This is a genomic window from Mycolicibacterium sp. CBM1 (genome assembly GCF_054073305.1).
Genome location: NZ_JBSXPP010000003.1, coordinates 341,728 through 366,266, shown reverse-complemented (window position 1 = coordinate 366,266; position 24,539 = coordinate 341,728). Strand labels below are relative to the sequence as shown.

At 66.1% G+C, this 24,539-nt stretch carries 17 protein-coding genes, 3 rRNA genes and 1 pseudogene; 4 read left to right on the top strand and 17 right to left on the bottom strand.

Annotated features, from left to right (window positions below; translation table 11 throughout):
- Nucleotides 1-7: 7 nt before the first annotated feature.
- The 5 genes from rrf to ACXDF8_RS06195 form a co-directional block, all read right to left on the bottom strand.
- Nucleotides 8-120 (bottom strand): 5S ribosomal RNA (gene rrf / locus ACXDF8_RS06215).
- Nucleotides 121-227: 107 nt separating this feature from the next.
- A 23S ribosomal RNA gene (locus ACXDF8_RS06210) occupies nt 228-3,343 on the bottom strand.
- 403 nt (nt 3,344-3,746) lie between these two features.
- Nucleotides 3,747-5,268 (bottom strand): 16S ribosomal RNA (locus tag ACXDF8_RS06205).
- The 16S, 23S and 5S rRNA genes sit together here, the layout of an rRNA operon.
- Nucleotides 5,269-5,657: 389 nt before the next feature.
- Nucleotides 5,658-6,929: a tyrosine--tRNA ligase gene (gene tyrS, locus ACXDF8_RS06200; protein ID WP_457222357.1), complete on the bottom strand. Its 1,272-nt coding sequence runs from the start codon at nt 6,927-6,929 to the stop codon at nt 5,658-5,660.
- A 27-nt stretch (nt 6,930-6,956) separates the two neighbouring features.
- A complete protein-coding gene (locus ACXDF8_RS06195; protein ID WP_457222356.1) occupies nt 6,957-7,568 on the bottom strand; it encodes a DNA-3-methyladenine glycosylase in 612 nt (203 codons plus the stop codon).
- A 59-nt stretch (nt 7,569-7,627) separates the two neighbouring features.
- Here ACXDF8_RS06195 and ACXDF8_RS06190 point away from each other — a divergent pair, with 59 nt between their 5' ends.
- From ACXDF8_RS06190 to ACXDF8_RS06180, 3 genes are read left to right on the top strand one after another with little or no spacing between them, the layout of a single operon-like run.
- Nucleotides 7,628-8,392, top strand: coding sequence for an ABC transporter ATP-binding protein (locus ACXDF8_RS06190; RefSeq protein WP_457222355.1), 765 nt, complete (start codon nt 7,628-7,630; stop codon nt 8,390-8,392).
- Nucleotides 8,326-9,144, top strand: a complete 819-nt coding sequence (locus ACXDF8_RS06185; protein ID WP_457222354.1) for an ABC transporter permease — start codon at nt 8,326-8,328, stop codon at nt 9,142-9,144. The genes ACXDF8_RS06190 and ACXDF8_RS06185 overlap by 67 nt, the downstream gene beginning before the upstream one ends.
- Nucleotides 9,141-9,755, top strand: coding sequence for a TetR/AcrR family transcriptional regulator (locus ACXDF8_RS06180; protein ID WP_457222353.1), 615 nt, complete (start codon nt 9,141-9,143; stop codon nt 9,753-9,755). Before ACXDF8_RS06185 ends, ACXDF8_RS06180 begins: the two co-directional genes overlap by 4 nt.
- Here ACXDF8_RS06180 and ACXDF8_RS06175 read toward each other — a convergent pair.
- The 3 genes from ACXDF8_RS06175 to ACXDF8_RS06165 form a co-directional block, all read right to left on the bottom strand.
- Nucleotides 9,752-9,952: a Trm112 family protein gene (locus tag ACXDF8_RS06175; protein ID WP_457222352.1), complete on the bottom strand. Its 201-nt coding sequence runs from the start codon at nt 9,950-9,952 to the stop codon at nt 9,752-9,754. The two genes, ACXDF8_RS06180 and ACXDF8_RS06175, sit on opposite strands and share 4 nt — an antisense overlap.
- A 5-nt stretch (nt 9,953-9,957) precedes the next feature.
- A complete protein-coding gene (locus ACXDF8_RS06170; protein ID WP_457222351.1) occupies nt 9,958-10,500 on the bottom strand; it encodes a hypothetical protein in 543 nt (180 codons plus the stop codon).
- 72 nt (nt 10,501-10,572) lie between these two features.
- Nucleotides 10,573-13,575, bottom strand: a complete 3,003-nt coding sequence (locus tag ACXDF8_RS06165) for an acyl-CoA synthetase (RefSeq protein ID WP_457222350.1) — start codon at nt 13,573-13,575, stop codon at nt 10,573-10,575.
- Nucleotides 13,576-13,688: 113 nt separating this feature from the next.
- Between ACXDF8_RS06165 and ACXDF8_RS06160 the strand changes: the two genes are divergently transcribed.
- Nucleotides 13,689-15,476, top strand: a complete 1,788-nt coding sequence (locus ACXDF8_RS06160; RefSeq protein ID WP_457222349.1) for an ABC-F family ATP-binding cassette domain-containing protein — start codon at nt 13,689-13,691, stop codon at nt 15,474-15,476.
- Between the two features lie 68 nt (nt 15,477-15,544).
- Here ACXDF8_RS06160 and ACXDF8_RS06155 read toward each other — a convergent pair.
- The 9 genes and pseudogenes from ACXDF8_RS06155 to argC form a co-directional block, all read right to left on the bottom strand.
- Nucleotides 15,545-15,664 (bottom strand): annotated as a pseudogene (locus tag ACXDF8_RS06155) (hypothetical protein); the annotation flags it as partial.
- A gap of 327 nt (nt 15,665-15,991) precedes the next feature.
- Nucleotides 15,992-17,404, bottom strand: coding sequence for an argininosuccinate lyase (gene argH, locus ACXDF8_RS06150; RefSeq protein ID WP_457222348.1), 1,413 nt, complete (start codon nt 17,402-17,404; stop codon nt 15,992-15,994).
- Between the two features lie 76 nt (nt 17,405-17,480).
- The gene (locus ACXDF8_RS06145) at nt 17,481-18,680 is read right to left on the bottom strand and encodes an argininosuccinate synthase (RefSeq protein ID WP_457222347.1); all 1,200 of its coding nucleotides are present in this window, start codon (nt 18,678-18,680) and stop codon (nt 17,481-17,483) included.
- A gap of 46 nt (nt 18,681-18,726) precedes the next feature.
- Nucleotides 18,727-19,212, bottom strand: a complete 486-nt coding sequence (locus tag ACXDF8_RS06140) for an arginine repressor (protein ID WP_457222346.1) — start codon at nt 19,210-19,212, stop codon at nt 18,727-18,729.
- Nucleotides 19,209-20,138 (bottom strand): ornithine carbamoyltransferase, encoded by a 930-nt coding sequence (argF, locus tag ACXDF8_RS06135; protein WP_457222345.1) that lies wholly within the window; start codon nt 20,136-20,138, stop codon nt 19,209-19,211. Before argF ends, ACXDF8_RS06140 begins: the two co-directional genes overlap by 4 nt.
- On the bottom strand, nt 20,135-21,328 hold the full coding sequence (locus ACXDF8_RS06130; RefSeq protein WP_457222386.1) for an acetylornithine transaminase: 1,194 nt from the start codon (nt 21,326-21,328) through the stop codon (nt 20,135-20,137). The genes argF and ACXDF8_RS06130 overlap by 4 nt, the downstream gene beginning before the upstream one ends.
- Before the next feature lie 32 nt (nt 21,329-21,360).
- Nucleotides 21,361-22,230 carry an acetylglutamate kinase gene (gene argB / locus ACXDF8_RS06125; protein WP_457222344.1) on the bottom strand — a complete coding sequence of 290 codons (870 nt, stop codon included), beginning with the start codon at nt 22,228-22,230 and terminating at the stop codon, nt 21,361-21,363.
- Nucleotides 22,227-23,447, bottom strand: coding sequence for a bifunctional glutamate N-acetyltransferase/amino-acid acetyltransferase ArgJ (gene argJ, locus ACXDF8_RS06120; protein WP_457222343.1), 1,221 nt, complete (start codon nt 23,445-23,447; stop codon nt 22,227-22,229). Before argJ ends, argB begins: the two co-directional genes overlap by 4 nt.
- A 35-nt stretch (nt 23,448-23,482) precedes the next feature.
- Nucleotides 23,483-24,532: an N-acetyl-gamma-glutamyl-phosphate reductase gene (gene argC, locus ACXDF8_RS06115; protein ID WP_457222342.1), complete on the bottom strand. Its 1,050-nt coding sequence runs from the start codon at nt 24,530-24,532 to the stop codon at nt 23,483-23,485.
- Nucleotides 24,533-24,539: the final 7 nt, after the last annotated feature.

Here is a 24,539-nt window from a genome sequence, read left to right as displayed (position 1 = left end):
AATTTGTGTTCGGCGGTGTCCTACTTTTCCACCCTGTTGGGTAGTATCATCGGCGCTGGTAGGCTTAGCTTCCGGGTTCGGGATGGGACCGGGCGTTTCCCTGCCGCTATGGCCGCCGTAACTTTATTCACTCGTTTGTGAGTGTGAATCTGTGTTTTGGTGGTGGGGTGTGGTTGTGGTGTGGTTGCGGGCGTGTGCGTCTCTTTCAACCGTTGGTGTTGATTGGTTGTTGTAAGTTTTCGGCCGGTTAGTGCCAGTTCCCTGAACACCTTGCGGTGCGTGTAGGTCTGGTCTATCGATCCCGTGGTCTGCGGGGGGCCTTATCCCTCTAAAAGGGTGAGAAGCCTGGTCTTGGAGAAGGTTTCCCGCTTAGATGCTTTCAGCGGTTATCCTGTCCGAACGTGGCTATCCAGCGGTGCCCCTGGTGGGACAACTGGTGTACCAGAGGTTCGTCCGTCCCGGTCCTCTCGTACTAGGGACAGGTTTCCTCAAGCTTCTGACGCGCGCGGCGGATAGAGACCGAACTGTCTCACGACGTTCTAAACCCAGCTCGCGTGCCGCTTTAATGGGCGAACAGCCCAACCCTTGGGACCTGCTCCAGCCCCAGGATGCGACGAGCCGACATCGAGGTGCCAAACCATCCCGTCGATATGGACTCTTGGGGAAGATCAGCCTGTTATCCCCGGGGTACCTTTTATCCGTTGAGCGACACCCCTTCCACTCGGGGGTGCCGGATCACTAGTCCCGACTTTCGTCCCTGCTCGACATGTACGTCTCGCAGTCAAGCTCCCTTGTGCACTTGCACTCAACACCTGATTGCCGTCCAGGTTGAGGGAACCTTTGGGCGCCTCCGTTACATTTTAGGAGGCAACCGCCCCAGTTAAACTACCCACCAGGCACTGTCCCTGGACCGGATATACGGTCCGAGGTTAGAAGTCCAATACGATCAGAGTGGTATTTCAACAACGACTCCACCCACACTGGCGTGTGAGTTTCACAGTCTCCCACCTATCCTACACAAACCGAACCGAACGCCAATACCAAGCTATAGTGAAGGTCCCGGGGTCTTTTCGTCCTGCCGCGCGTAACGAGCATCTTTACTCGTAGTGCAATTTCGCCGAGTCTATGGTTGAGACAGTTGAGAAGTCGTTACGCCATTCGTGCAGGTCGGAACTTACCCGACAAGGAATTTCGCTACCTTAGGATGGTTATAGTTACCACCGCCGTTTACTGGGGCTTAAATTCTCCGCTTCACCCAAGGGTTAACGGGTCCTCTTAACCTTCCAGCACCGGGCAGGCGTCAGTCCGTATACATCGTCTTGCGACTTCGCACGGACCTGTGTTTTTAGTAAACAGTCGCTTCTCACTGGTTTGTGCCACCCCCCACCGCTGCCCACCGCAAGGGTGATGACAGTAGGAGGTCCCCCTTCTCCCGAAGTTACGGGGGTATTTTGCCGAGTTCCTTAACCATAGTTCACTCGTACGCCTTGGTATTCTCTACCTGACCACCTGTGTTGGTTTGGGGTACGGGCCATGTGTGTGCTCGCTAGAGGCTTTTCTTGGCAGCAGAGGATCACCGAATTCGCCTCACTCGGCTATGCATCACCTCTCAGACATATGAGATACGGATTTGCCTATATCTCGTCCTACAGGTTTACCCCAGTATTACCACTGACTGGTACGGCTACCTACCTGCGTCACCCCATCGCTTGACTACTACCCACCCGGGTCCCGCGCAGCCAGCCAGCGGTGGCCCCCGAAGGGAACACTCACCGACCATTTGGGCGGTTAGCAGAATAGATTCATCAGGGACGCCCACACACGGGTACGGGAATATCAACCCGTTGTCCATCGACTACGCCTGTCGGCCTCGCCTTAGGTCCCGACTCACCCTGGGCGGACTGGCCTGCCCCAGGAACCCTTGGTCTTTCGGCGGGCAAGGTTCTCACTTGCCTTATCGCTACTCATGCCTGCATTCTCACTCCCACACCCTCCACCACTCGATCACTCGGCGGCTTCACTGGATGCAGGACGCTCCCCTACCCAACGACACAAGGTCGTTGCCGCGGCTTCGGCGGTGTGCTTGAGCCCCGCTACATTATCGGCGCACAATCACTTGACCAGTGAGCTATTACGCACTCTTTCAAGGGTGGCTGCTTCTAAGCCAACCTCCTGGTTGTCTCTGCGACTGCACATCCTTTTCCACTTAGCACACGCTTAGGGGCCTTAGCCGGCGATCTGGGCTGTTTCCCTCTCGACGAACGGAGCTTATCCCCCGCCGTCTCACTGCTGCGCTCTTAGACTTACCGGCATTCGGAGTTTGGCTGACGTCAGTAACCCTGTGGGGCCCATCGGCCATCCAGTAGCTCTACCTCCAGTAAGAAACACGCAACGCTGCACCTAAATGCATTTCGGGGAGAACCAGCTATCACGGAGTTTGATTGGCCTTTCACCCCTACCCACAACTCATCCCCTCAGTCTTCAACCTAAGTGGGTTCGGGCCTCCACGCGGTCTTACCCGCGCTTCACCCTGGCCATGGGTAGATCACTCCGCTTCGGGTCCAGAACACACCACTACACCACACACTCCTGTGTGGATACGCCCTATTCAGACTCGCTTTCGCTACGGCTACCCCACCCGGGTTAACCTCGCGACATGTCCCTGACTCGCAGGCTCATTCTTCAAAAGGCACGCCATCACCCCACGCAAGCGAGGGCTCTGACGGATTGTAGGCACACGGTTTCAGGTACTATTTCACTCCCCTCCCGGGGTACTTTTCACCATTCCCTCACGGTACTAATCCGCTATCGGTCACTGGGAAGTATTCAGGCTTACCGGATGGTCCCGGCAGATTCACAGCAGATTTCACGGGCCCGCTGCTACTCGGGGACATGTCACGACAGAGAACACGTTTTCGTCTACGGGGCTCTCACCCACTACGGCAGGCCATCCCAGACCACTTCGACTAACACATTCTTTTCTCACTGACGCCCAGACCGGCAGATCTGAGAAGACACACCCCACAACACCGCACCCACAACCCCTGCCGGGTATCACATGAGCACGGTTTAGCCATCCTCCGCGTTCGCTCGCCACTACTAACGGAATCACTTTTGTTTTCTCTTCCTACGGGTACTGAGATGTTTCACTTCCCCGCGTTCCCCCCCAACGCCTATACATTCAGCGTTGGGTGACACGACATCACTCGTGCCGGGTTTCCCCATTCGGACATCCTCGGATCAACGCTCGGTTGGCAGCTCCCCGAGGCTTATCGCAGCCTCCTACGTCCTTCATCGGCTCCCAGTGCCAAGGCATCCACCATGCGCCCTTAAACACTTACAAACACAAAACCAATATCAAAAGAAATTGCACATCAACACCCACACAAACCCCCCACCACAGTCCAAAGACCCCGGCCAGGAACGCTCGCATGCGTGCTAGATGCTCGCAACCACTATCCACAAATCAAACACCACACCCCACCACCAAAGTGAGGCAACAACACGCCGACCCCACCACCGCGAGGCCACCCCGCAAACCGAGGCACAGGCTTGTTGTCTCAAAGCCCAACAGTGTGTTTGGCAGCACCAGAAAAGCCCCCACAGGGAACTCCCCGTCTCCGGCTACTTTGCTTGTCATGCACCAGACCCCCACCCACTACAGGCAAAAGGCCATCCAACGAATCGACCAGAACACCGAACCCCCACACGATGTGGGCGGGCCTGATACTCGTGGTGCTCCTTAGAAAGGAGGTGATCCAGCCGCACCTTCCGGTACGGCTACCTTGTTACGACTTCGTCCCAATCGCCGATCCCACCTTCGACGGCTCCCTCCCACAAGGGGTTAGGCCACCGGCTTCGGGTGTTACCGACTTTCATGACGTGACGGGCGGTGTGTACAAGGCCCGGGAACGTATTCACCGCAGCGTTGCTGATCTGCGATTACTAGCGACTCCGACTTCACGGGGTCGAGTTGCAGACCCCGATCCGAACTGAGACCGGCTTTGAAAGGATTCGCTCCACCTCACGGCATCGCAGCCCTTTGTACCGGCCATTGTAGCATGTGTGAAGCCCTGGACATAAGGGGCATGATGACTTGACGTCATCCCCACCTTCCTCCGAGTTGACCCCGGCAGTCTCTCACGAGTCCCCACCATAACGTGCTGGCAACATGAGACAAGGGTTGCGCTCGTTGCGGGACTTAACCCAACATCTCACGACACGAGCTGACGACAGCCATGCACCACCTGCACACAGGCCACAAGGGAACCGACATCTCTGCCGACGTCCTGTGCATGTCAAACCCAGGTAAGGTTCTTCGCGTTGCATCGAATTAATCCACATGCTCCGCCGCTTGTGCGGGCCCCCGTCAATTCCTTTGAGTTTTAGCCTTGCGGCCGTACTCCCCAGGCGGGGTACTTAATGCGTTAGCTACGGCACGGATCCCAAGGAAGGAAACCCACACCTAGTACCCACCGTTTACGGCGTGGACTACCAGGGTATCTAATCCTGTTCGCTCCCCACGCTTTCGCTCCTCAGCGTCAGTTACTGCCCAGAGACCCGCCTTCGCCACCGGTGTTCCTCCTGATATCTGCGCATTCCACCGCTACACCAGGAATTCCAGTCTCCCCTGCAGTACTCCAGTCTGCCCGTATCGCCCGCACGCCAGAGGTTAAGCCTCTGGTTTTCACGAACAACGCGACAAACCACCTACGAGCTCTTTACGCCCAGTAATTCCGGACAACGCTCGGACCCTACGTATTACCGCGGCTGCTGGCACGTAGTTGGCCGGTCCTTCTTCTATAGGTACCGTCACTTGCGCTTCGTCCCTATTGAAAGAGGTTTACAACCCGAAGGCCGTCATCCCTCACGCGGCGTCGCTGCATCAGGCTTGCGCCCATTGTGCAATATTCCCCACTGCTGCCTCCCGTAGGAGTCTGGGCCGTATCTCAGTCCCAGTGTGGCCGGTCACCCTCTCAGGCCGGCTACCCGTCGTCGCCTTGGTAGGCCATCACCCCACCAACAAGCTGATAGGCCGCGGGCCCATCCCACACCGCAAAAGCTTTCCCCTCCCAGACCATGCAGCCAGAAGGGTGTATTCGGTATTAGACCCAGTTTCCCAGGCTTATCCCAAAGTGCAGGGCAGATCACCCACGTGTTACTCACCCGTTCGCCACTCGTGTACCCCGAAAGGCCTTACCGTTCGACTTGCATGTGTTAAGCACGCCGCCAGCGTTCGTCCTGAGCCAGGATCAAACTCTCCAAACAAAAACCCCTCCCAAAGAAGGCGAATTCACAATCAGAGAAAATCTGACCTAACAAAAACGACACCAAAACTGGCATCACAAAAGCCACACCCCAACACGGGGGTATCAGAATGCAGCAAAAAAACAACAAACAAAAACCACCAAACACACTATTGAGTTCTCAAACAACACACCTCGGCACCTTCACCGACCGCGCAAACCACCCCGCGACTTTCGCCGCGAGCGGTAGGGCGGACAGTTGGAACACCCCGGAGTCCGGGAGTATTCCTCGAAGTTGCCGTCGCGCTCCCCGGGCTGGCCCGTGTCGCGGCGACGTGGATTAAGTTACGTCAGTGCTAACTGGGAGTCAAATCGCCTGCTAAACGGGGGTTTCCAGACGAACGGCAGGCGTCAAACGCGCTGTACCCCAGCGACATTCCGCTTCCCGCGGCGCAGGACGAGCCAGCGGCCGTGCAGGAAGTGGGACGGTTGTGCCACCCAGTCGTCGGTCTCGATCTTCACGTTGTTGACCGACACCCCGCCCTCGGCGATCGTTCGCTTGGCCTCCTTCTTGCTCGCCGAGAGCCCGGTGGCCACCAAGAGGTCGGCGATCCCGTCCGGTCCCCCGGGCACCAATTCGGCCACCGCCGTCTCCCGCAGTGCTGCGGCCAACGTGGCTTCGTCGAGCCGGTCGAGTTCACCGCGTCCGAACAGTGCCTGGGAGGCATGCTCGACCGCCGTCGTCGCGGCCTGCCCGTGCACCAGCGTGGTGAGCTCCTGAGCCAGCCGGCGCTGTGCCGCGCGCTCGTGCGGCCGAGCCGATGTGGCCTCCTCCAGCTCGGCCAGTTCCTCGGCCGACAGGAACGCGAACCAGCGCAGGTACCGGATGACATCGGCGTCGGTGGCGTTGAAGAAGTACTGGTACCAGGCATATGGGCTGGTCATCTCGGGGTCCAGCCAGAGGCTTCCACCGCCGGTCGACTTGCCGAACTTCGCACCGTCGGCCGATGTGACCAACGGCACCGTCAGGGCATGGACCGTGGCCCCGCGGGTCTGGCGGACCAGCCGGACGCCGGCGATGATGTTGCCCCACTGGTCCGAACCGCCGATCTGCAGCGAGCAGCCGTAGCGCTGGTGCAGTTCGACGTAGTCGTTGGCCTGTAAGAGCATGTAGCTGAACTCCGTGTAGGAGATTCCCTCCCCGTCTAGGCGGCGCCGGATGGTGTCTCGGTCGAGCATCACGTTGACCGAGAAGTGCTTGCCGACGTCACGCAGGAAATCGATGGCGCTCAGCTGTGAGGTCCAACTCAGGTTGTTCTCCACCACGGCACCGTTGGGTGAGCCGTCGAAGTCCACGAACCGTTCGAGCTGACCGCGGATACGGTCGGCCCATTGCGCGACCGTGTCGGTGGTGTTCATCGTCCGTTCGCCGGTGTCGCGGGGATCGCCGATCATCCCGGTCGCTCCGCCGGCCAACACAATCGGCCGGTGACCGAAACGCTGGAAGCGCCGAAGTGTGAGTAACGGCACCAGATTTCCCGCATGCAGGCTCGGCGCGGTCGGATCGAATCCGCAATACACCGTCATTGGTGGCTGCGCGGCGGCGGCCGCCAGCGCTTCGATGTCGGTGGACTGGGCGATCAGTCCGCGCCAGGTCAACTCGTCGAGAATCGTCGTGCCCATGGGTTGATCTTCCCGTATCGCCTCGGCTCAGTCGCTCGCGCCCGGCGCCGGCGCCCGCGGGCTGCGCCGATAGGCCGACACTTCGGGGCGCCCGGCCACCCACAGTCGCCACGGTCGATCCGCCGCCTGGGATACCCCGACCCGCGGGCCGGCAGTGTCGGGCAGTCCCTCCCCGAGCTGCACCGTCACCGGCGATCCGGCGGCGAAGACGTCGACGCCGTTGTCGTCCATCGTTATGCCTAGTGCTGAACACAGGTTGCCCGGGCCGCGAGCCAACGCGACTGGGCGCACCGCGGGGCCGCGGCGGTCCTGGGCCAGTGGGACACCGGACTCGATCACGGCCGCGCGCAGCAGCACCGCCGCCGCCGCGCCGTCCGGACCGCACGACACGTTCGCGCAGACGTGGATGCCGTGGCTTCGGTAGGTGTAAAGCCGCCCCGCGGGACCGAACATCACCGCGTTGCGGGCGCCTCGACCGCGGAACGAGTGCGAAGCGGCGTCGGGCCACGGCCCGTCGAGCGGGCCGCCGTAGGCCTCGACTTCGACGATGAGGGCACCAACGCCACGGCAACTGAGCACCCCACCGAGCAGTCGGCGGGCCGCCGAGACCGGGTCGACGTTGAGCCACTCGACACTCATCGGAGCAGATTCTGCCCGAACTCTTGACCCGTCCACCATCAGAGCGCATTATTCATCGCGTGATGAATTCATCGAGTGATGAATTAAGGGCTGTCCGCCCCGATGCCGCCGTCGAGGTCGACCACCTGCGAGTGGTCCGCGGCAAGCGGGTGGCCCTGCCCGACTTCTCGGTGCGGATCGCCCGCGGCTCGGTCACCGGGTTGTTGGGCCCGTCTGGCTGTGGCAAGACCACTCTGATGCGCAGCATCGTCGGCACCCAGGTCATCAAGTCCGGAACCGTGACGGTGCTCGGCCACCCGGCGGGTTCTCCCCCACTGCGCCGCCGGGTGGGCTACGTCACCCAGGACCCGACCATCTACAACGACCTGCGAGTCATCGACAACGTCCGCTACTTCGCCGCCCTCTACGGTGTGGACGCCGCGGCCGCCGAGGAGGCTGTCGATGGCGTCGGGCTGCGCGATCACGCCGGGGCCTACTGCGGGAATCTGTCCGGCGGTCAACGGGCTCGGGTCTCGCTGGCCTGCGCGCTCGTCTGTCACCCCGAGCTGCTGGTACTCGACGAGCCGACTGTCGGCCTGGACCCGGTGCTGCGCGCCGACCTGTGGCAGCAGTTCCATGCCCTGGCCCGCCGCGGCACCACTCTGCTGGTGTCCAGCCACGTGATGGACGAGGCAGACCATTGCGCGGACCTGTTGCTCATGCGCGACGGTCGACTGTTGGCCCACACCACACCCGACCGGCTACGAGAGGACACCGGATGTACGTCGCTGGAGGAAGCGTTCCTGTTCGTCATCAGGCACAGCACCGTACAGTCGGCAAGCTGAGTCCCCGCGCCTACCTGGCGACAACCACCCGGATCCTGCGCCAGCTGCGGTCCGACCGTCGCAGCGTCGCCATGATTCTGGTGGTGCCCAGCGCGGTGATCACCCTGATGTACTTCATGTTCGCCGACGTGCCGAGCCGGCCGGGCTCGGTCTCGCCGTTCCAGACGGCCTGCCTGATCCTGTTGGGCCTGTTCCCGTTGTTCGTGATGTTCCTCATCACCTCGATCACCATGCAGCGCGAGCGGGCGTCGGGGACGCTGGAGCGCATCCTGACCACACCGCTGCGCCGATTCGACCTGCTGGCGGCCTACGGCACGGCCTTTTCCATCGCCGCCGCCGGCCAGGCCACGCTGGCGTGCCTGGTGTCGTTCTGGCTGCTCGGCTTCGACACCCACGGCAACCCGATGTGGGTGTTCGTTATCGCGGTGCTCAATGCCGTGCTCGGGGTCGGGCTGGGGCTGCTGGCCAGCGCGTTCGCTCGCACCGAATTCCAGGCCGTTCAGTTCATGCCGGTCGTCATCGTCCCGCAACTGCTGTTGGCCGGGATCATCGTGCCCCGGAATCTGATGCCCGGCTGGCTGGAATTGATCAGCAACGCGATGCCGGCCAGCTACGCGCTCGAGGCCCTCCAGCAGGTCAACGCCCACGCCGAGCTGACCGACGTCGCGGTGCGTGACATGGTCGTCGTGCTCGGCTTCGCGGTGGTCGCACTGGCGCTGGCGGCGGCGACCCTGCGGCGGCGGACTCCGTGACGGCCGCCCGCGGGCGACCCAAGCGACCCGGCCGCCCCCGCGGTACCTCAGACACCCGGGACCGGATCCTGGGTGCCGCGCGAGAGCTGTTCGCCCGCAATGGGATCGACAACACCTCGATTCGGACGATCGCTGCCTCCGCTGGTGTCGACCCGGCGCTGGTGCACCACTACTTCGGGACCAAACAGCAGCTGTTCGTCGCGGCGATCAACATTCCGGTCGACCCGATGGCGGTGCTGGTGCCGCTGCGGGACACCCCGGTCGACGAACTCGGTCACGTGCTGCCGTCAATCCTGTTGCCGCTGTGGGACTCCGAGATGGGCGCGGGACTGGTCGCCACCCTGCGGTCGCTGTTGACCGGCTCCGACGTGAGCCTGATCCGGTCGTTCCTGCAGGAAGTGATCACCGCCGAGATCGCCCCCCGCGTGGACAACCCGCCGGGCAGCGGCCGGCTGCGGGTGCAGTACGTGGCGTCTCAACTCGTGGGAGTGGTCGTGGCGCGCTACATCATTGCGCTGGAGCCGTTCGCCTCACTACCCCCGGAGGCGATCGCAGCCACGATTGCACCAAACTTGCAGCGCTACCTGACCGGCGAGCTGCCGCGGGGCTAGGCCCCCGCGCGCGTGATCAGCCGCTCGTGCTCCTCGGGGCCGACGTCGACAGCCTCGTCGACGAGCAGCACCGGGATGCCGGCATCGATGCGGTAGGCCTTGTGCAGGCGCGGGTTGTAGAGGACGTCGTCGACGAGCACCAGCGGACCGCGGTCGGCCGGGCACACCAGGATTTCCAGCAGCTTGGCGTCGAGCACGGCGCTTAAGGGCTGGCCGGTGCGGGCATGACCGGGGCGCTGCCCCCGATGGCCGGGTTGCCGTCGCTCGGCATCTGGCCGGCACCCATCACCGCATTGTTCTGTTGAGCCTGCTGGGCCTGCTGAAGGATCTGCAGCTGGGCGAAGATCTTCTGCTGATAGCCCAGCGTGTCCTGCAGCGCGTCGATCAGCGGCTTCTGGTTCGGGCGGTATTGCAACGCGTTCTGGATCTCGGCGATGTTGGTCTTCGACGGCTTGACGCCCTGCGCCCGCAGCTTCATCACCGACTTGATCAGGTTGGATAGCTGGCCGCCACCGGAACCCTGGTCGTATTCCTGGTCGACGTACATCAGCAGCTGGTCCGCGCTCTGGAACTGCGGGACGCCGTTGTCGGCGTTCGCGGTGGCTGACGGTGTCGCCGGGGTGGTGCCCGGGTCGGCCAGCGCCGGGGCGGCGCCCAGGCCGACCAGCAGACCCGCACTCAGCGCGCCGATCGTCATCCCGTGGACGGCCCGATGCCAGTGGCGAGAACCGGTCTGCGTTGTCATGCATTCCTCCGACGCGTGGGCACCTAGAACTATTGGGCGAGCCTAACAGCGCCGCACGACCTGGGCAGAAGCTCAGGTCCGCACACCACCAAGGTGCGCACGTACCGCAGCCGTGAAGCGCTTGTACTCCCCCGTATCGGGGTCCAGATGCCACGCGTTACGCGACGCCTTGGGCACGCCTGCCGCCCGCAGCGCCGACACGGTCGGCCGATAGGTCGCGCTCAGCGGGATCTCGGGCACCACGTGCACGATGTCCGGGGGCAGTCCGACCGGCATGGCCGAGACGGCGGCAGTCAGGTCGGCGGCGGTGACGGTGGTCCCCGGGCGCAGCGTGACGGCGGCGACCGCGAGCATGCCGTCGGCCACCTCCACCCCATAGGTCGCGGCCACGTCGACCGCCGGGATACGACTGATCGCATCGGTTACCGGCTCGGGGAACACCACCCCCCGCGGAGTGCGGATCAACATCGGCCGGTTCCCCAACAGCCAGAAGTCGCCGTCGGCGTCGCGCCGGAACACGTACTCGGTGGAGATCCAGGTGTCCCCGGGCGCGAACACACCCCGCTTGACCAGCGCCGTCGGGTCGATCGGCCCCCACGGTCGGGCCAACAGCACCCCGACCTGATTGGGCTCTGCAACCGCGACGAAGCCGCGCTCGTCCTCGATGATCACGTCGTCGGCGGCGTCGTAAGCGGCCAACTCGACCTGTCCGGCCCCCGGCAGCGGGCGGCCCTTGCTGCCGACCTTGGCGCCGGCCACATTGGCCAGCACGGCCTGCCCGTCGGTGGTGGCGAAGAACTCGACGATGTTGGCCGGTGTGAACGCGTCGACCGTGCGTTGCCACAGTCCGGTCGGCATGCCCGAGCCGATGAACAGCCGCACGGGGTGGTTGCCGCTTAGGAAGAGGCCGGGCTCATCCATGTCGTCCAAGACGTCGCGCAACATCGTCCAGGTGTAGGACACGACCGTCACGCCGTACTGGCGGATCTCGGCCAGGAAGCGGTCCGAACGCAGCCCCCGCGACAGGGCGATCCGGGTGCCGCCGACCACCGCCCCACCGAGGCTGACCAGCAGCCCGGACTGGTGGTGCAGCGGAGTCAGGCAGTAGACCGTGTCGCCCCGGCTCAGGGCGGCGGCCGAAGCTGTGCCGAACGCCGACAACGCCCACCGGTAGTTGGTGATCTGCTTGGGCACCAACTCGCCGCCGATCGTGCTGAACGCCACGAACGCGAGATCGCGGGCGAACCCGGGGTTGGGCCGGTACCAGCCGGGCAGCGCCACGACGTCGGGGTCGATCTTCTCCATGTCGACGACGTCGCTGCCGCCGGGCAGGTTCAGATCGCGGGACTCACCGCCGCCGAGCACCAGAACCTTGACCGGCAGGCGACGCGCGGCCGCCAGATTGCCGGGGTCGGTGATGACCTCGCTCACCCCGCCCAGACGGACGGCATCGTCGAGGTCGACGTCCGGCGGCATCAGCACCGCCACCGCGCCGAGGCGGGACAGCGCAGCGATAGCCACCAGGGCCGACGGGCGGGTGTCCATCAGCACCCCGACACGCACGCCCTGGCGAACACCCACCGCGATCAGACCCCGCACGACGTTGTTGATCCGGCGGTTGACGGCCTCATAGGTGTGGACGCGGCCGTCGAAGAGCAGGAACTCGCCGTTGGGGGCGCCGTTGGCCTGCTCGTCGATGATCCGGCCCAGCGAGATCCTGGTGTGGTCATTGATCTGACCGAGCCGGACCAGCCGCGGCAACGTGCGCGCGGTCTCCACGGCCAGGGTGCGCATGGACTTGTTGGCGCTGACCATCGCGTCGGCCGCGCCACGCGCCAGCGACAGAGCCAGGCCCGACGCCTCGGCGACGCCGTGGATGACGCGCGAGCTCAACGCCACACCCGACTCGGAGGCCTCGCCGTCGTTCTCCTGCATCCGCGAGATGTTGACCGGACACTGCCCCTGGCCGGACAGCCACAGCACCCACTCCGCGACGGTGGGCCACGACGTCGTGGCGGCCTTGGACCCGACGACCAGGCCGAAGTGTCCGGCCCGGATCATCGCCTCGTATACCTCGGCGGTCGGCGCGGCCCGCCGGATCCCGCGCACCGAGGCGGGCTGGCCGATGTCATCGACCTCGCCGATGAACGCCAGCACCGGGCAGGTGATGTCGGTCAGCGTCACCAGCTGACCGTTGATGGCGAAGCCACCGGTCATCATCCGGTTGTGGGCGATGAACTGCTTGAGCAGCTCGGAGATCGCCGGACCGGACCACGCGATCCAGCCTTCGCTGTCGAGGAACCGCCGCTGCTGTTCCCGGGGTAGCAGCGCCTCGCGGTCATGGAGCTGGCGCAGAAAGTCGACGCGGGCTTTCGCGGTCTTGAGCGGATCGAGCATCTGGAACCCGGTGCGGGCCAGCCAGCCCGGGATGTCCACCCGGTTGAAAACGTGATCGGCCATGAAGTCGGCGGCCACGGCGCCGAAGTTGGGCGGGATGCCCATCGGCAGTGCCGCCAGGGTGTCCACCGGGGAGCCGAACGCTACGACGCTGTCGATGTCCTTGGACCGCCGGTAGGCCGCGGTCTGATAGCAGAACATGCCGCCCTGGGAGTAACCGACCAGGTGCACTCCGTGTCCGGTGGCGTCCTTGACCGCGTCGATCGCCTCGCTCAACGCCACGATGTGGTCGGTCAGCGTGCGTTCCATGCCACCCTCGACCTCGTCCGGTGAGCCGAAGTCGATGACCCACGGATCGATCCCGGCCGCATGCAGGATGCCGACCGCGCCGTCTTCCTTGGTGACGTCCCACATATTCGCCGACATCATCATCGGGTGCACCATCAGCACGGGCGGGCCGGCAGGCGCCTGTCCGGGCCGGGTGTCCGGCGGGAAGTAGCGCCGGAGCTTGTACATCGGCTTGCTCTCGACGATCTGGAACGGCGAGGGCACCACACCGGTCTCCAGGCCGCCCCAGCGCAGCACCTCGAAACCGTTCTGCGCCGTGGCCATCAGGCGCTCCACAGGCCTGGTGACCGCCGACAAGTTCAGATCCACCGCTGTACCCCTGTCCGACATCGCCGCAGCGCTCCAGCCCCCGACAGCCTGCACATCATGGCACAGGGCGGGCCGCCCACCCGCAGCTTTGGCAGGTCAGTTGGGGCACGGCCGACTGCACTAGGGTCGTCCCAGTGGCACACCTGCTCGGCGCCGAAGCCCTCCATCTGGAATATCCGAATCAAGTCGTTTTCGAGTCGGTGACCGTCGGGGTCAACGACGGTGCCCGGATCGGCATCGTGGGCCGCAACGGCGACGGTAAGTCGAGCCTGATGGGGATGCTCACCGGCCGCATCGCTCCCGATTCCGGCCGGGTGACGCAGCGCAGCGGCTTACGGGTCGCCGCACTCGACCAGGCCGACACCATGGCCGCGGACACCCCAGTGGGCACGCTTCTGGTCGGCGACCTGCCCGAGCACGAATGGGCGGGCAATCCCCGCATCCGCGACGTGGTCGCCGGGCTGGTGTCCGACATCGACTGGCAGTCGCCGGTGGCGGTGCTCTCGGGCGGCCAGCGTCGCCGGGTTCAGCTCGCGGCGTTGCTGATCGGCGACTGGGACGTGATCGCCCTCGACGAGCCGACCAACCACCTCGACATCGAGGGCATCACCTGGCTGGCCGAGCACCTCAAACAGCGGTGGTCCCGCAACGTCGGCGGGCTGCTGCTGGTGACCCACGACCGTTGGTTCCTCGACGAGGTGGCCAACACCACCTGGGAGGTGCACGACGGGATCGTCGAGCCCTTCGACGGCGGCTATGCGGCGTACGTGCTGCAGCGGGTCGAACGCGATCGCGTCGCCGCCGCGGCGGAGGCCAAACGGCAGAACTTGATGCGCAAGGAGCTCGCCTGGCTGCGGCGCGGGGCGCCGGCACGCACCTCCAAGCCCAAGTTCCGCATCGACGCGGCCAACCAGTTGATCGAGGACGTCCCGCCGCTGCGTGACAACGTCGAACTGGCCAAGCTCGCCACCGCGCGACTGGGCAAGGACGTCATCGACTTGCTCGACGTGTCGGTGTCCTACGGCGGGAAGACCGTTCTGCGGGAGGTGGAATGGCGCATCGGGCCCGGCGAGCGCACCGGCATCCTAGGGGCCAACGGCGCGGGCAAGTCGACGCTGCTCGGCCTGATCGCCGGCACCGTGACGCCGGATTCGGGGCGGGTCAAGCGTGGCAAGACCGTCCGCCTGGCGATGCTCGATCAGCAGTCCAGTCAGCTCACCGACATCGCCGGGGACATGGTCCGCGACGTCGTCGGCCGACTCAAGACGGACTACCAGGTCGACGGCAAGGACATCACCCCCACGCAGTTGTTGGAGCGCTTGGGTTTTCGGCGTGACCTGTTGTCGGTGCGGGTGGGCGAGCTCTCCGGCGGTCAGCGCAGGCGCCTGCAACTGATGCTGACGCTCCTCGAAGAACCCAACGTCCTGGTGCTCGACGAGCCCACCAACGACGTCGACATCGATATGCTCTCGGCCACCGAGGATCTGCTGGATTCCTGGCCGGGCACGCTGATCGTGGTGTCCCACGACCGGTATCTGCTGGAGCGGGTCACCGATCAGCAGTACGCGATAGTGCACGGCCATCTGCGGCACCTGCCCGGCGGTGTCGATGAGTACCTGCGCATCGCTGCCCGCAAGCCGGATGGCGACGGCGGGGTGCCTGCCGCTCGGTCGACGCAGCCGGCCGCCCTGTCGGGGGCCGAACTGCGCAACGTGGAAAAGGAGATCGCCGCCCTGGATCGTGCGCTGGCGAAGCTGGCCGACCGGGTCAACGCCAAGCATGTGGAGCTCGCCGAGCACGACCAGTCCGACCATGTCGGCATCACCAAGCTGACCCAACAGCTGCGCGAGCTGGAAGCCGAGGTGGCCGACAAGGAAAGCCGCTGGCTGGAGCTCTCCGAGTTGGTCGAGTCAGGCAGCTGACTCTTTGACCGCAGGCGATCACGCCGAAGCCGAAACCGGCCAACGCCACCGCAGACATGCCGCTGCAGCAACGGCATCAACGACGCCCCCGCCGTGGTGCCGATCCCCAGCGCCGCCAGCAGCCCGCCGTATCCGATCGCCCCGGTCTGAACGTTCTCCTTGGCCCCCAGCGGCAGCAGCGCCAGCATTCCCGAGCACGGCCCCAACCGGCCCGCTGTCGTAACTGCCGCGATGACGGCGTCCTTTGGGAAGCCGGAGCAGGGCGACGATCATCAGCAGATGCGACACCGCTCGGGTGAACAACACCACCGCGGCGCCCGCCAGACCCATCAGGTAGCCGCCCAGGATCGGCCCGACCGTCTGGGACATCTTGCTGCTGAGCGAATTGGACCAGGCCGAGGTTCAGCGCGGAGTTGGCCGACCAAAGTTCACGAAACTGCCGCCGCCGGAACAGCTCGTATCCCATCCCGCTCGTCTTGCCGGCCATCGGGGAAAGTTGTCCGGGCCCTCGCGGTTCAGCGGCGCAGTTCGGCCCGCAGTTTCTCGGCGGCGGCGCGCACGGTCCCCAACTGTTTGGCCACCTGCACCGGCGCGGTTCCGCCGCGGGCGTCGCGTGCCGACACTGAGCCCTCAACGGTCAGCACCTCCCGCACTCCCGGGGTAAGCGCGTCGCTGAGCTGGGCGAGCTCGTCATCGGTCAGTTCGTCGAGTCCGACCCCGCGGCTCTCGGCGGCGCGGACCGCCGCACCGGCCGTCTCGTGGGCCACCCGGAACGGGACACCGCGGCGCACCAGCCATTCGGCGATGTCGGTGGCCAAGGTATAGCCGGCCGGCGCGATCGCGGCCATCCGCTCGGTGTCGAAGTGCAGGGTCGCGACCAGCCCGGCCATCGCGGGCAGCACCAACTCCAGCTGGGCCACCGAGTCGAACACCGGCTCCTTGTCTTCCTGCAGGTCCCGGTTGTAGGCCAGCGGTTGCGCCTTGAGGGTGGCCAGCAGGCCGGTCAAATTGCCGATCAGCCGCCCGGACTTGCCGCGGGCCAGTTCGGCGATGTCGGGGTTCTTCTTCTGCGGCATGATCGAGCTGCCCGTCGACCACGCGTCGTGCAGGGTGACGTAGCCGAATTCGGTGGTGCTCCACAAGATGATGTCCTCGGCGAGCCGGGATAGGTCCACGGCGATCATCGCCAGCACGAACGCAGCCTCGGCGGCGAAGTCCCGGGAAGCGGTCGCATCGATCGAATTATCTGCTGCCGCAGCGAAACCCAGCTCCGCAGCGATGGCGTCCGGGTCGAGGCCCAGCGACGAACCGGCCAGCGCGCCCGATCCGTACGGGGACACCGCGGTCCGCCGGTCGAAGTCGACGATGCGGTCGACGTCGCGCAACAGCGGGTGGGCGTGGGCCAGCAGGTGGTGGGCCAGCAGCACCGGCTGCGCCGCCTGCAGATGGGTCTTACCGGGCATGATCGCCGTGGGGTGTGCGGCCGCCTGGGTTGCCAGCGCCGAAACCACCTCCAGTGCAGCGTCGGCCACCCGCCGCATTCCGTCCCGCAGCCACATCCGGAACAGCGTGGCCACCTGATCGTTGCGCGAACGGCCGGCGCGCAGCCGGCCGCCCAGATCGGCGCCGACCCTCTCGATCAGCCCGCGTTCCAGCGCCCCGTGCACGTCCTCGTCGCTGTCCAACGGAGCGAAGCTGCCATCGGCGACGTCGTGGCCCAGGCTTTCCAGCCCGGCGAGCAGCCCGTCACGCTGTTCGTCGGTCAGCAGGCCGGCGCCGTGCAGCACCTTGGCGTGCGCCTTGGAGGCGGCGACGTCATAGGGCGCCAGTACCCAGTCGAAGTGGGTGGACTTGCTCAGCGCCGCGAGCGCGGGAGCGGGCCCGTCGGCGAACCGCCCACCCCACAGCGAGCCCTCGTTGGTGCTCACGGTGTACGCCTTACGCCGAGATCGACGTTCCGGCGCGGTCTACTCGCACTTTCGCGGCCAAACGTGAGTTTGGGCGTCACTGGGCGAGGTCCCGGCGCGCGGCGATCTTCGACGACAAGCCATGCACATGCACGAAGCCCTTGGCCGACGACTGGTCGAAGGTGTCCCCCTCGTCGTAGGTGGCCAGGTTGAAGTCGTACAGCGAGGTCGGGCTGCGGCGGCCGTTGACGGCGATGTGCCCGCCGTGCAACACCATTCGGATCTCGCCGGTGACATGGGTCTGGGTGTCGGCGACGAAAGCCTCCAGCGACCGCTTCAGCGGCGAGAACCACAGGCCGTCGTAGACGAGCTCGCCCCATTTGCGGTCGGTCCCCCGCTTGAACCGGCCCAACTCGCGTTCCAGCGTGACATGCTCGAGTTCGGTGTGCGCGGTGATCAGCACCATCGCGCCCGGCGCCTCGTAGATCTCGCGGCTCTTGATGCCGACCAGCCGGTCTTCCACCACGTCGAGGCGGCCCACCCCCTGGGCGCCGGCGCGAAGGTTCAGCTCGACGATGGCTTCCAGCACCGAGACCGGCTTGCCGTCGATGGACACCGGCACGCCCCGTTCGAAGCCGACGATGACCTCGTCGGGGGTGTTCCAGTTCAGCGTCGGGTCTTCGGTGTAGTCGTAGACGTCCTTGGTGGGTGCGTTCCACAGGTGCTCGAGGAAGCCGGTCTCCACCGCCCTGCCCCAGACGTTCTGGTCGATGGAGAACGGCGAGCGCTTGGTGACGTTGATCGGGATGTCGTTCTGCTCGGCGAAGGCGATGGCCTTCTCCCGGGTCCAGGCGTAGTCGCGGACCGGGGCCAGCACCTCCAGATCCGGTGCCAGCGAGGCGAACCCGACCTCGAAGCGGACCTGGTCGTTACCCTTGCCGGTGCAGCCGTGCGCGACGATGCCGCCGCCGTGTTCCCGGGCTGCGGTCACCAGGTGCTTGACGATCAACGGCCGGCTCAGCGCCGACACCAGCGGGTAGCGGTCCATGTAGAGGGCGTTGGACTGGATCGCCGGCAGGCAGTACTGCTCGGCGAACTCGTCACGGGCATCGACCACGACCGCCTCGACGGCACCGCAGTCGAGGGCGCGCTGACGGACCACGTCCATGTCCTCGCCGCCTTGGCCGAGGTCGATGGCCACCGCCACCACCTCCTTGCCGGTCTCCTTGCCGATCCAGCTGATGGCCACCGAGGTGTCCAGGCCGCCGGAATACGCCAAGATGACGCGCTCGGACATGAAGTGCTCCTTCGTTTTTCGGGCTGCTGCTATTTTCGGGCTGCTGTTAACGGATGGTCTCGAACATGGTGGCCAACTGGGCGCCGGTCATCGGCTCGCGTGCCACCACCAGGATGGTGTCGTCGCCGGCGATCGTGCCGACGACATCGGGAAGCGCCGCGCGGTCGATCGCACTGGCAAGATAATGCGCCGCCCCGGGCGGGGTGCGCAGCACGGCCAGGTTGGCGCTGGCGTCGGTGGAGACCAGCAGTTCGCCGAGCATCCGCGACAACCGCTCGGTGCCGCCCGCCACTCCCCGCACGGGGCTGCCGTCCTCGGGGACGACGTAGACCCCGACCCCGCCGTCGGCGCCGCGCAGTTTGACCGCGCCGAGCTCTTCGAGGTCGCGCGACAGGGTGGCCTGAGTGACCTCGATGCCGTCGTCGGCGAGCATGCCGGCCAGCTCGCTCTGGCTGTGCACCGAGCGCGACGACAGGATCGCCACGATTCGGGCCTGCCGGCCGGCCCGGGTGGTGCTCACCTCGCTGGTCATGACCGATCCAGCAGCCACGCCAGCAGCGCCTTCTGGGCGTGCAACCGGTTCTCGGCCTCGTCCCAGACCGCGCTGTGCGGGCCGTCGATCACCTCGTCGGTGATCTCATGGCCGCGGTGGGCCGGAAGGCAATGCAGCACAACAGCTTCGGAGTCGGCGTGCACGAGCAGGTTGGTGTTGAGCTGGAAGGGCCGGAACGGCCCGACCCGGTCCAGGCCGTCGTTCTCCTGCCCCATCGACGTCCAGGTGTCGGTGACCAGGACGTCGGCGCCGGTCGCACCGGCGACCGGGTCGGCGGTCAGGGTGACGGTGGCACCGGTCTGCTCGGCGCGCTTCTCGGCGGCGGCCACGAACAGGGGGTGGGGCTCGAAACCCGTCGGCGCGGCGATGGTGACGTGGATGCCCGCGGTCACCCCGCCCAACATCAGCGAGTGCGCCATGTTGTTGGCGCCGTCACCGAAGTAGGTCATCCGCAGCCCGGCCAGCGAACCCTTGCGCTCGGCCAGCGTCTGCAGGTCGGCGAGCACCTGGCAGGGATGGAACTCGTCGGACAGAGCGTTGACCACCGGAACCGTTGCAGCCGAGGCCATTGCGGCCAACCGCTGCTGGGCGAACGTCCGCCACACGATCGCGTCGACGTAGCGGGACAGCACCCGGCCGGTGTCCTCGAGGGTCTCTTCGCGTCCGAGCTGCGTGGCGCGTCCGTCGACCACCACCGCGTGCCCGCCCAACTGGGCGATGCCGATCTCGAAGGAGAACCGGGTGCGGGTGGAGTTCTTGTCGAAGATCACCGCGACACCGCGCGGGCCCTCCAGCGGGCGCCGACTCATTGGCGCCGCCTTGAGCTCGGCGGCGAGAGCGAGGACCTCCGCCTGCTCCTGCGGGCTGAGGTCGTCGTCGCGCAGGAAGTGCCGCAGCGTGCTCATGGGGTGGCCCCGGCCGAATCGCCACTGTCGAAGGCGGTGTCCAGGATCGCGGGCAGTGCGGACAGGAAGGTGTCGATCTGCGCCTCGGTGATGATCAGGGGCGGAGCCAGCCGCACCACGTCGGGTGCGGCCGCGTTGACCAGGAAACCGGCTGCGCGGGCGGCTGTCTCAACCGCTTTGGCCTGTGGTGCGGTGAGGACGACTCCGCGCAGCAGGCCGCGGCCCCGCACATGGTCGACCAGCGGATGCCCGAGGGATTCGATGCCGTGGTGCAGCGTCTTGCCGAGCACGTCGGCCCGCTCGACCAGGCCCTCGTCGGCCAGCACCCGCAGCACGGCCAACGCCGCCGCGGTGCACACCGGGTTGCCGCCGAACGTGGAGCCGTGCAGGCCGGGCGTCATCAGCTGGGCGGTCGCGCCGATCGCCAGGCAGGCTCCGATCGGCAGTCCGCCGCCCAGCCCCTTGGCCAGGGTGACGATATCCGGGGTGACCCCGTCGTGTTGGTGGGCGAAGAACGACCCCGTGCGACCGACCCCGGTCTGTACCTCGTCGAGGACCAGCAGCGCGCCGTGGCGGTTGGTTATCTCCCGCGCCGCAACCAGATACCCGGCCGGGGGGACGACGACGCCACCCTCACCCATGATCGGTTCGAGGAACACCGCCGCGGTCTCGTCGTCGACGGCCGCGGCAAGCGCCTCGACATCGCCGAAGGGCACGTGTGTGACGTGGCCCGGCAGCGGCTCGAACGGCGCCTGCTTGCTGGGCTGACCGGTCAGCGCCAGCGATCCCATCGTGCGGCCGTGGAAGGCGTTCTGGGCGGCGACAAGCTTGGTCCGCCCGGTGAGCCGGGTGAGCTTGAAGGCGACCTCGTTGGCCTCGGTGCCGGAGTTGCAGAAGAACACCCGCGCCGGGGCGCCGAGCTGGCCGACCAGCGCCTCGGCCAGGGCGATGCCCGGTTCGGTGGCATACAGGTTCGAGGTGTGGCCCAACGTGTTCAGCTGGGTGGTGACGGCTTCGATGAACGCGGGATGACGATGGCCAAGGATGTTGACGGCAATGCCGCCGAGCAGATCGAGGTAGGTCGTGCCGTTCTCGTCGGTCACCACCGCCCCGTCACCGCTGGCCAGCGCCAGCGGCGGCGTGCCGTAGTTGTCCATCATGACGGTCTGCCAACGTTCGAGCAGGCCCATCCCCGAGTCGCTTAGCTCCTGCCCGCCGGATGTCATGCGATCACCTTCGTTCCGGTGCCTTCGTCGGTGAACAACTCGACCAGGACACAGTGTTCGACGCGGCCGTCGATGACGTGCGCGCTGGGGACCCCGGCGTCGACGGCCCGCAGGCACGCCTCGATCTTGGGGATCATGCCGCTCTCCAGGGTCGGCAGCAGCCCGCTAAGCGTGGCGGTGTCGATCTGGCTGACCAGCGAGTCGCGGTCGGGCCACCGGGTGTAGAGCCCCTCGACATCGGTCAGCATCAGCAGCTTCTCGGCGCCGAGCGCCTCGGCGACCGCCGCGGCGGCGGTGTCGGCGTTGACGTTGTACACAACGCCATCGAGATCCGGGGCGATCGTGGAGATCACCGGAATACGCCCGGCGGCAATGAGATCCAGGACCGCAGCGGCGTTGACGTGGTCGATATCGCCGACCAGACCGATGTCGGTGGCCACCCCGTCCACGATGACGCCGCGACGCACGGCGGTGAACAGGTGGGCGTCCTCCCCCGTGAGGCCGACCGCGTAGGGGCCGTGCGCATTGATCAGGTTCACCAGCTCACGCCCGACCTGACCGAACAGCACCATCCGAGCGACGTCGAGCACCTCGGGTGTGGTGACCCGGAAGCCGCCCTTGAATTCCCCTTCGATGCCGAGCTTCTTGAGCATCGCGCTGATCTGCGGGCCACCGCCGTGCACCACGACCGGATGGACGCCGACGTTGCGCAGGAACACCATGTCGGCCGCGAACGCGGCCCTGAGCCAGTCGTCGGTCATCGCGTTGCCGCCGTATTTGACGACGACGATCTTGCCGTTGAGTTGCTTGAGCCATGGCAGGGCCTCGGCGAGCACGGCGGCCTTGGTGTTCACGGTCGCGGTCATGAGCTGTAGGCCGAGTTCTCTTCGACGTAGGCGTGCGAGAGGTCGGTGGTGCGGATGGTGGCCTGCCCGTTGCCGAGCTTCAGGTCGACGGTGACGTCGATGTCGGCGCCGGCCAGGTCGACGTCGCGGGCGCCGGGTGCACCGGCGCCGTCGATGCACACCGGGAAGCCGTTGAACGACACGGTGATCCGCTGCGCATCGATGGCGAACGGCACCATGCCGACCGCGGCGAGCACCCGGCCCCAGTTCGGATCGGAGCCGAACAGTGCCGTCTTGACCAGGCTGTCGCGGGCGATGATCCGGGCGGCGGTCACCGCGTCGTCGTCGCTGGGCGCCCCGGTGACGGTGATCGCGATCCGCTTGGTGACGCCCTCGGCGTCGGCCTGCAGTTGCGCGCACAGGTCGTCGCACACCTGCAGCACGGCGGCGTCGAGATCGGCCTGGCTGGGCGTGATCTCACTGGCGCCGGAGGCGAGCAGCAGCACCGTGTCGTTGGTGGAGCAGCTGCCGTCCACGTCGAGGCGGTCGAAGGTCTTGGCGGTCGCGCGGCGCAGTGCGGTGTCCAGTGCGGCAGCGTCGGCGACGGCGTCGGTGGTGAGCACGACCAGCATGGTGGCCAGCGACGGGGCCAGCATGCCGGCGCCCTTGGCCATGCCGCCGACGGTCCAGTTCTCACCGGACACGACAGAGTGATGCAGCGCAACCTGTTTGGGAACGGTGTCGGTGGTCATGATGGCGCGTGCGGCTTCCTCGCCGCCGGTGAGACCGCCGGCGAGCTCGTGGACGATCTCGGTGATTCCCTTGCGCATCTTGTCCATCGGCAGGCGGTCGCCGATCAGGCCGGTCGAGCAGATCGCCACCTCGATGGGGCCGGTCTCGGTGCCCCAGTCGCTCAGCGCGCCGGCCAGGGCCTCAGCGGTGGCGTGGACGTCCTGGAAGCCCGCCGGGCCGGTGCAGGCGTTCGCACCACCGGAGTTGAGCAGGACCGCACGCAGCCGGCCGGTGGTCAGCACCTGCTGGCTCCACTGCACCGGCGCGGCCTTCACCTGATTGCGGGTGAACACGCCGGCCGCGGCGTAGTCGGGGCCCTCGTTGAACACCAGCGCCAGGTCGAGCGCACCGGATTTCTTGATCCCGGCGGCGATGCCCGTCGCGCGGAAACCCGCGGGTGCGGTAACCCCTTGGGTGTGAACCAGTTTGGCCTGATCTGTGTTCATTCCCGCGCTCCTCAGCTCCTGCCCTCCGATACTCGTCACGGCGCCACTCCCACGATCGACAGTCCTTCGGTTTCGGTCCAGCCCAAGGCAAGGTTCATCGATTGCACCGCCGCGCCGGCAGTGCCCTTCACCAGGTTGTCGATCGCGCACACCGCGACCAGAACACCGGCGTCGGCATCCACGGCGACCGCAAGTTGCGCGGCGTTGCTGCCGATCACCGCGCCGGTGCGGGGCAGTTGCCCTTCGGGCAGCAGATGGATGAACGGCTCGTCGCCGTAGGCCTTCTCGTAGGCGAGACGGATCTGCGACAGCGGCGCCTGGGTGCGGGCGGTGCAGGTGGCCAGGATGCCGCGGGAGGTGGGGATCAGCACCGGGGTGAAGGAGACGGTGACGTCGCGCTCGGTCACGCCTCGCAAGCCCTGGGCGATCTCGGGGGTGTGCCGGTGGGCGCCGGCGATGTTGTAGGCCCGCGCCGAGCCGATCACCTCCGAGCCCAGCAGGTCGACCTTGGCGGCCCGGCCGGCGCCTGAAGTCCCGCTGACCGCGACGATCGTGATATTCGGCTCGACGAGATCGTCGGCGATCGCGGGAAACAGCGCGAGCAGTGCTGCGGTGGGATAGCAGCCGGGCACCGCCACTCGGGTGGTGCCCCGCAGCCGCTCGCGGCCGCCGGGCAGTTCCGGCAGTCCGTAGGGCCAGCTGCCGGCGTATGGCGTGCCGTAGAACCGTTGCCAGGCGTCGGCGTCGGTGAGCCGGAAGTCGGCGCCGCAGTCGATGATCAGGGTGCCCTCTCCGAGCTGCTCGGCCAGCGCGGCCGAATGGCCGTGCGGCAGGCCCAGGAACACCACGTCATGACCGGCGAGGACGTCGGCGTCGGTGGGGTCCAGGACTCGGTCGGCCAGCGGCAGCAGGTGGGGATGATGCTCGGCGAGCTGCGTGCCCGCGCTGGCGGCGGCGGTCAGCGCCCCGATCGTCAGCCGGCCGTCCGCATAGGCCGGATGGCCGAGCAGCAGGCGCAGGATCTCACCGCCGGCATACCCGCTGGCACCGGCTATCGCTACCGAAGTCACCCCGAAATTCTGCATGTTTATG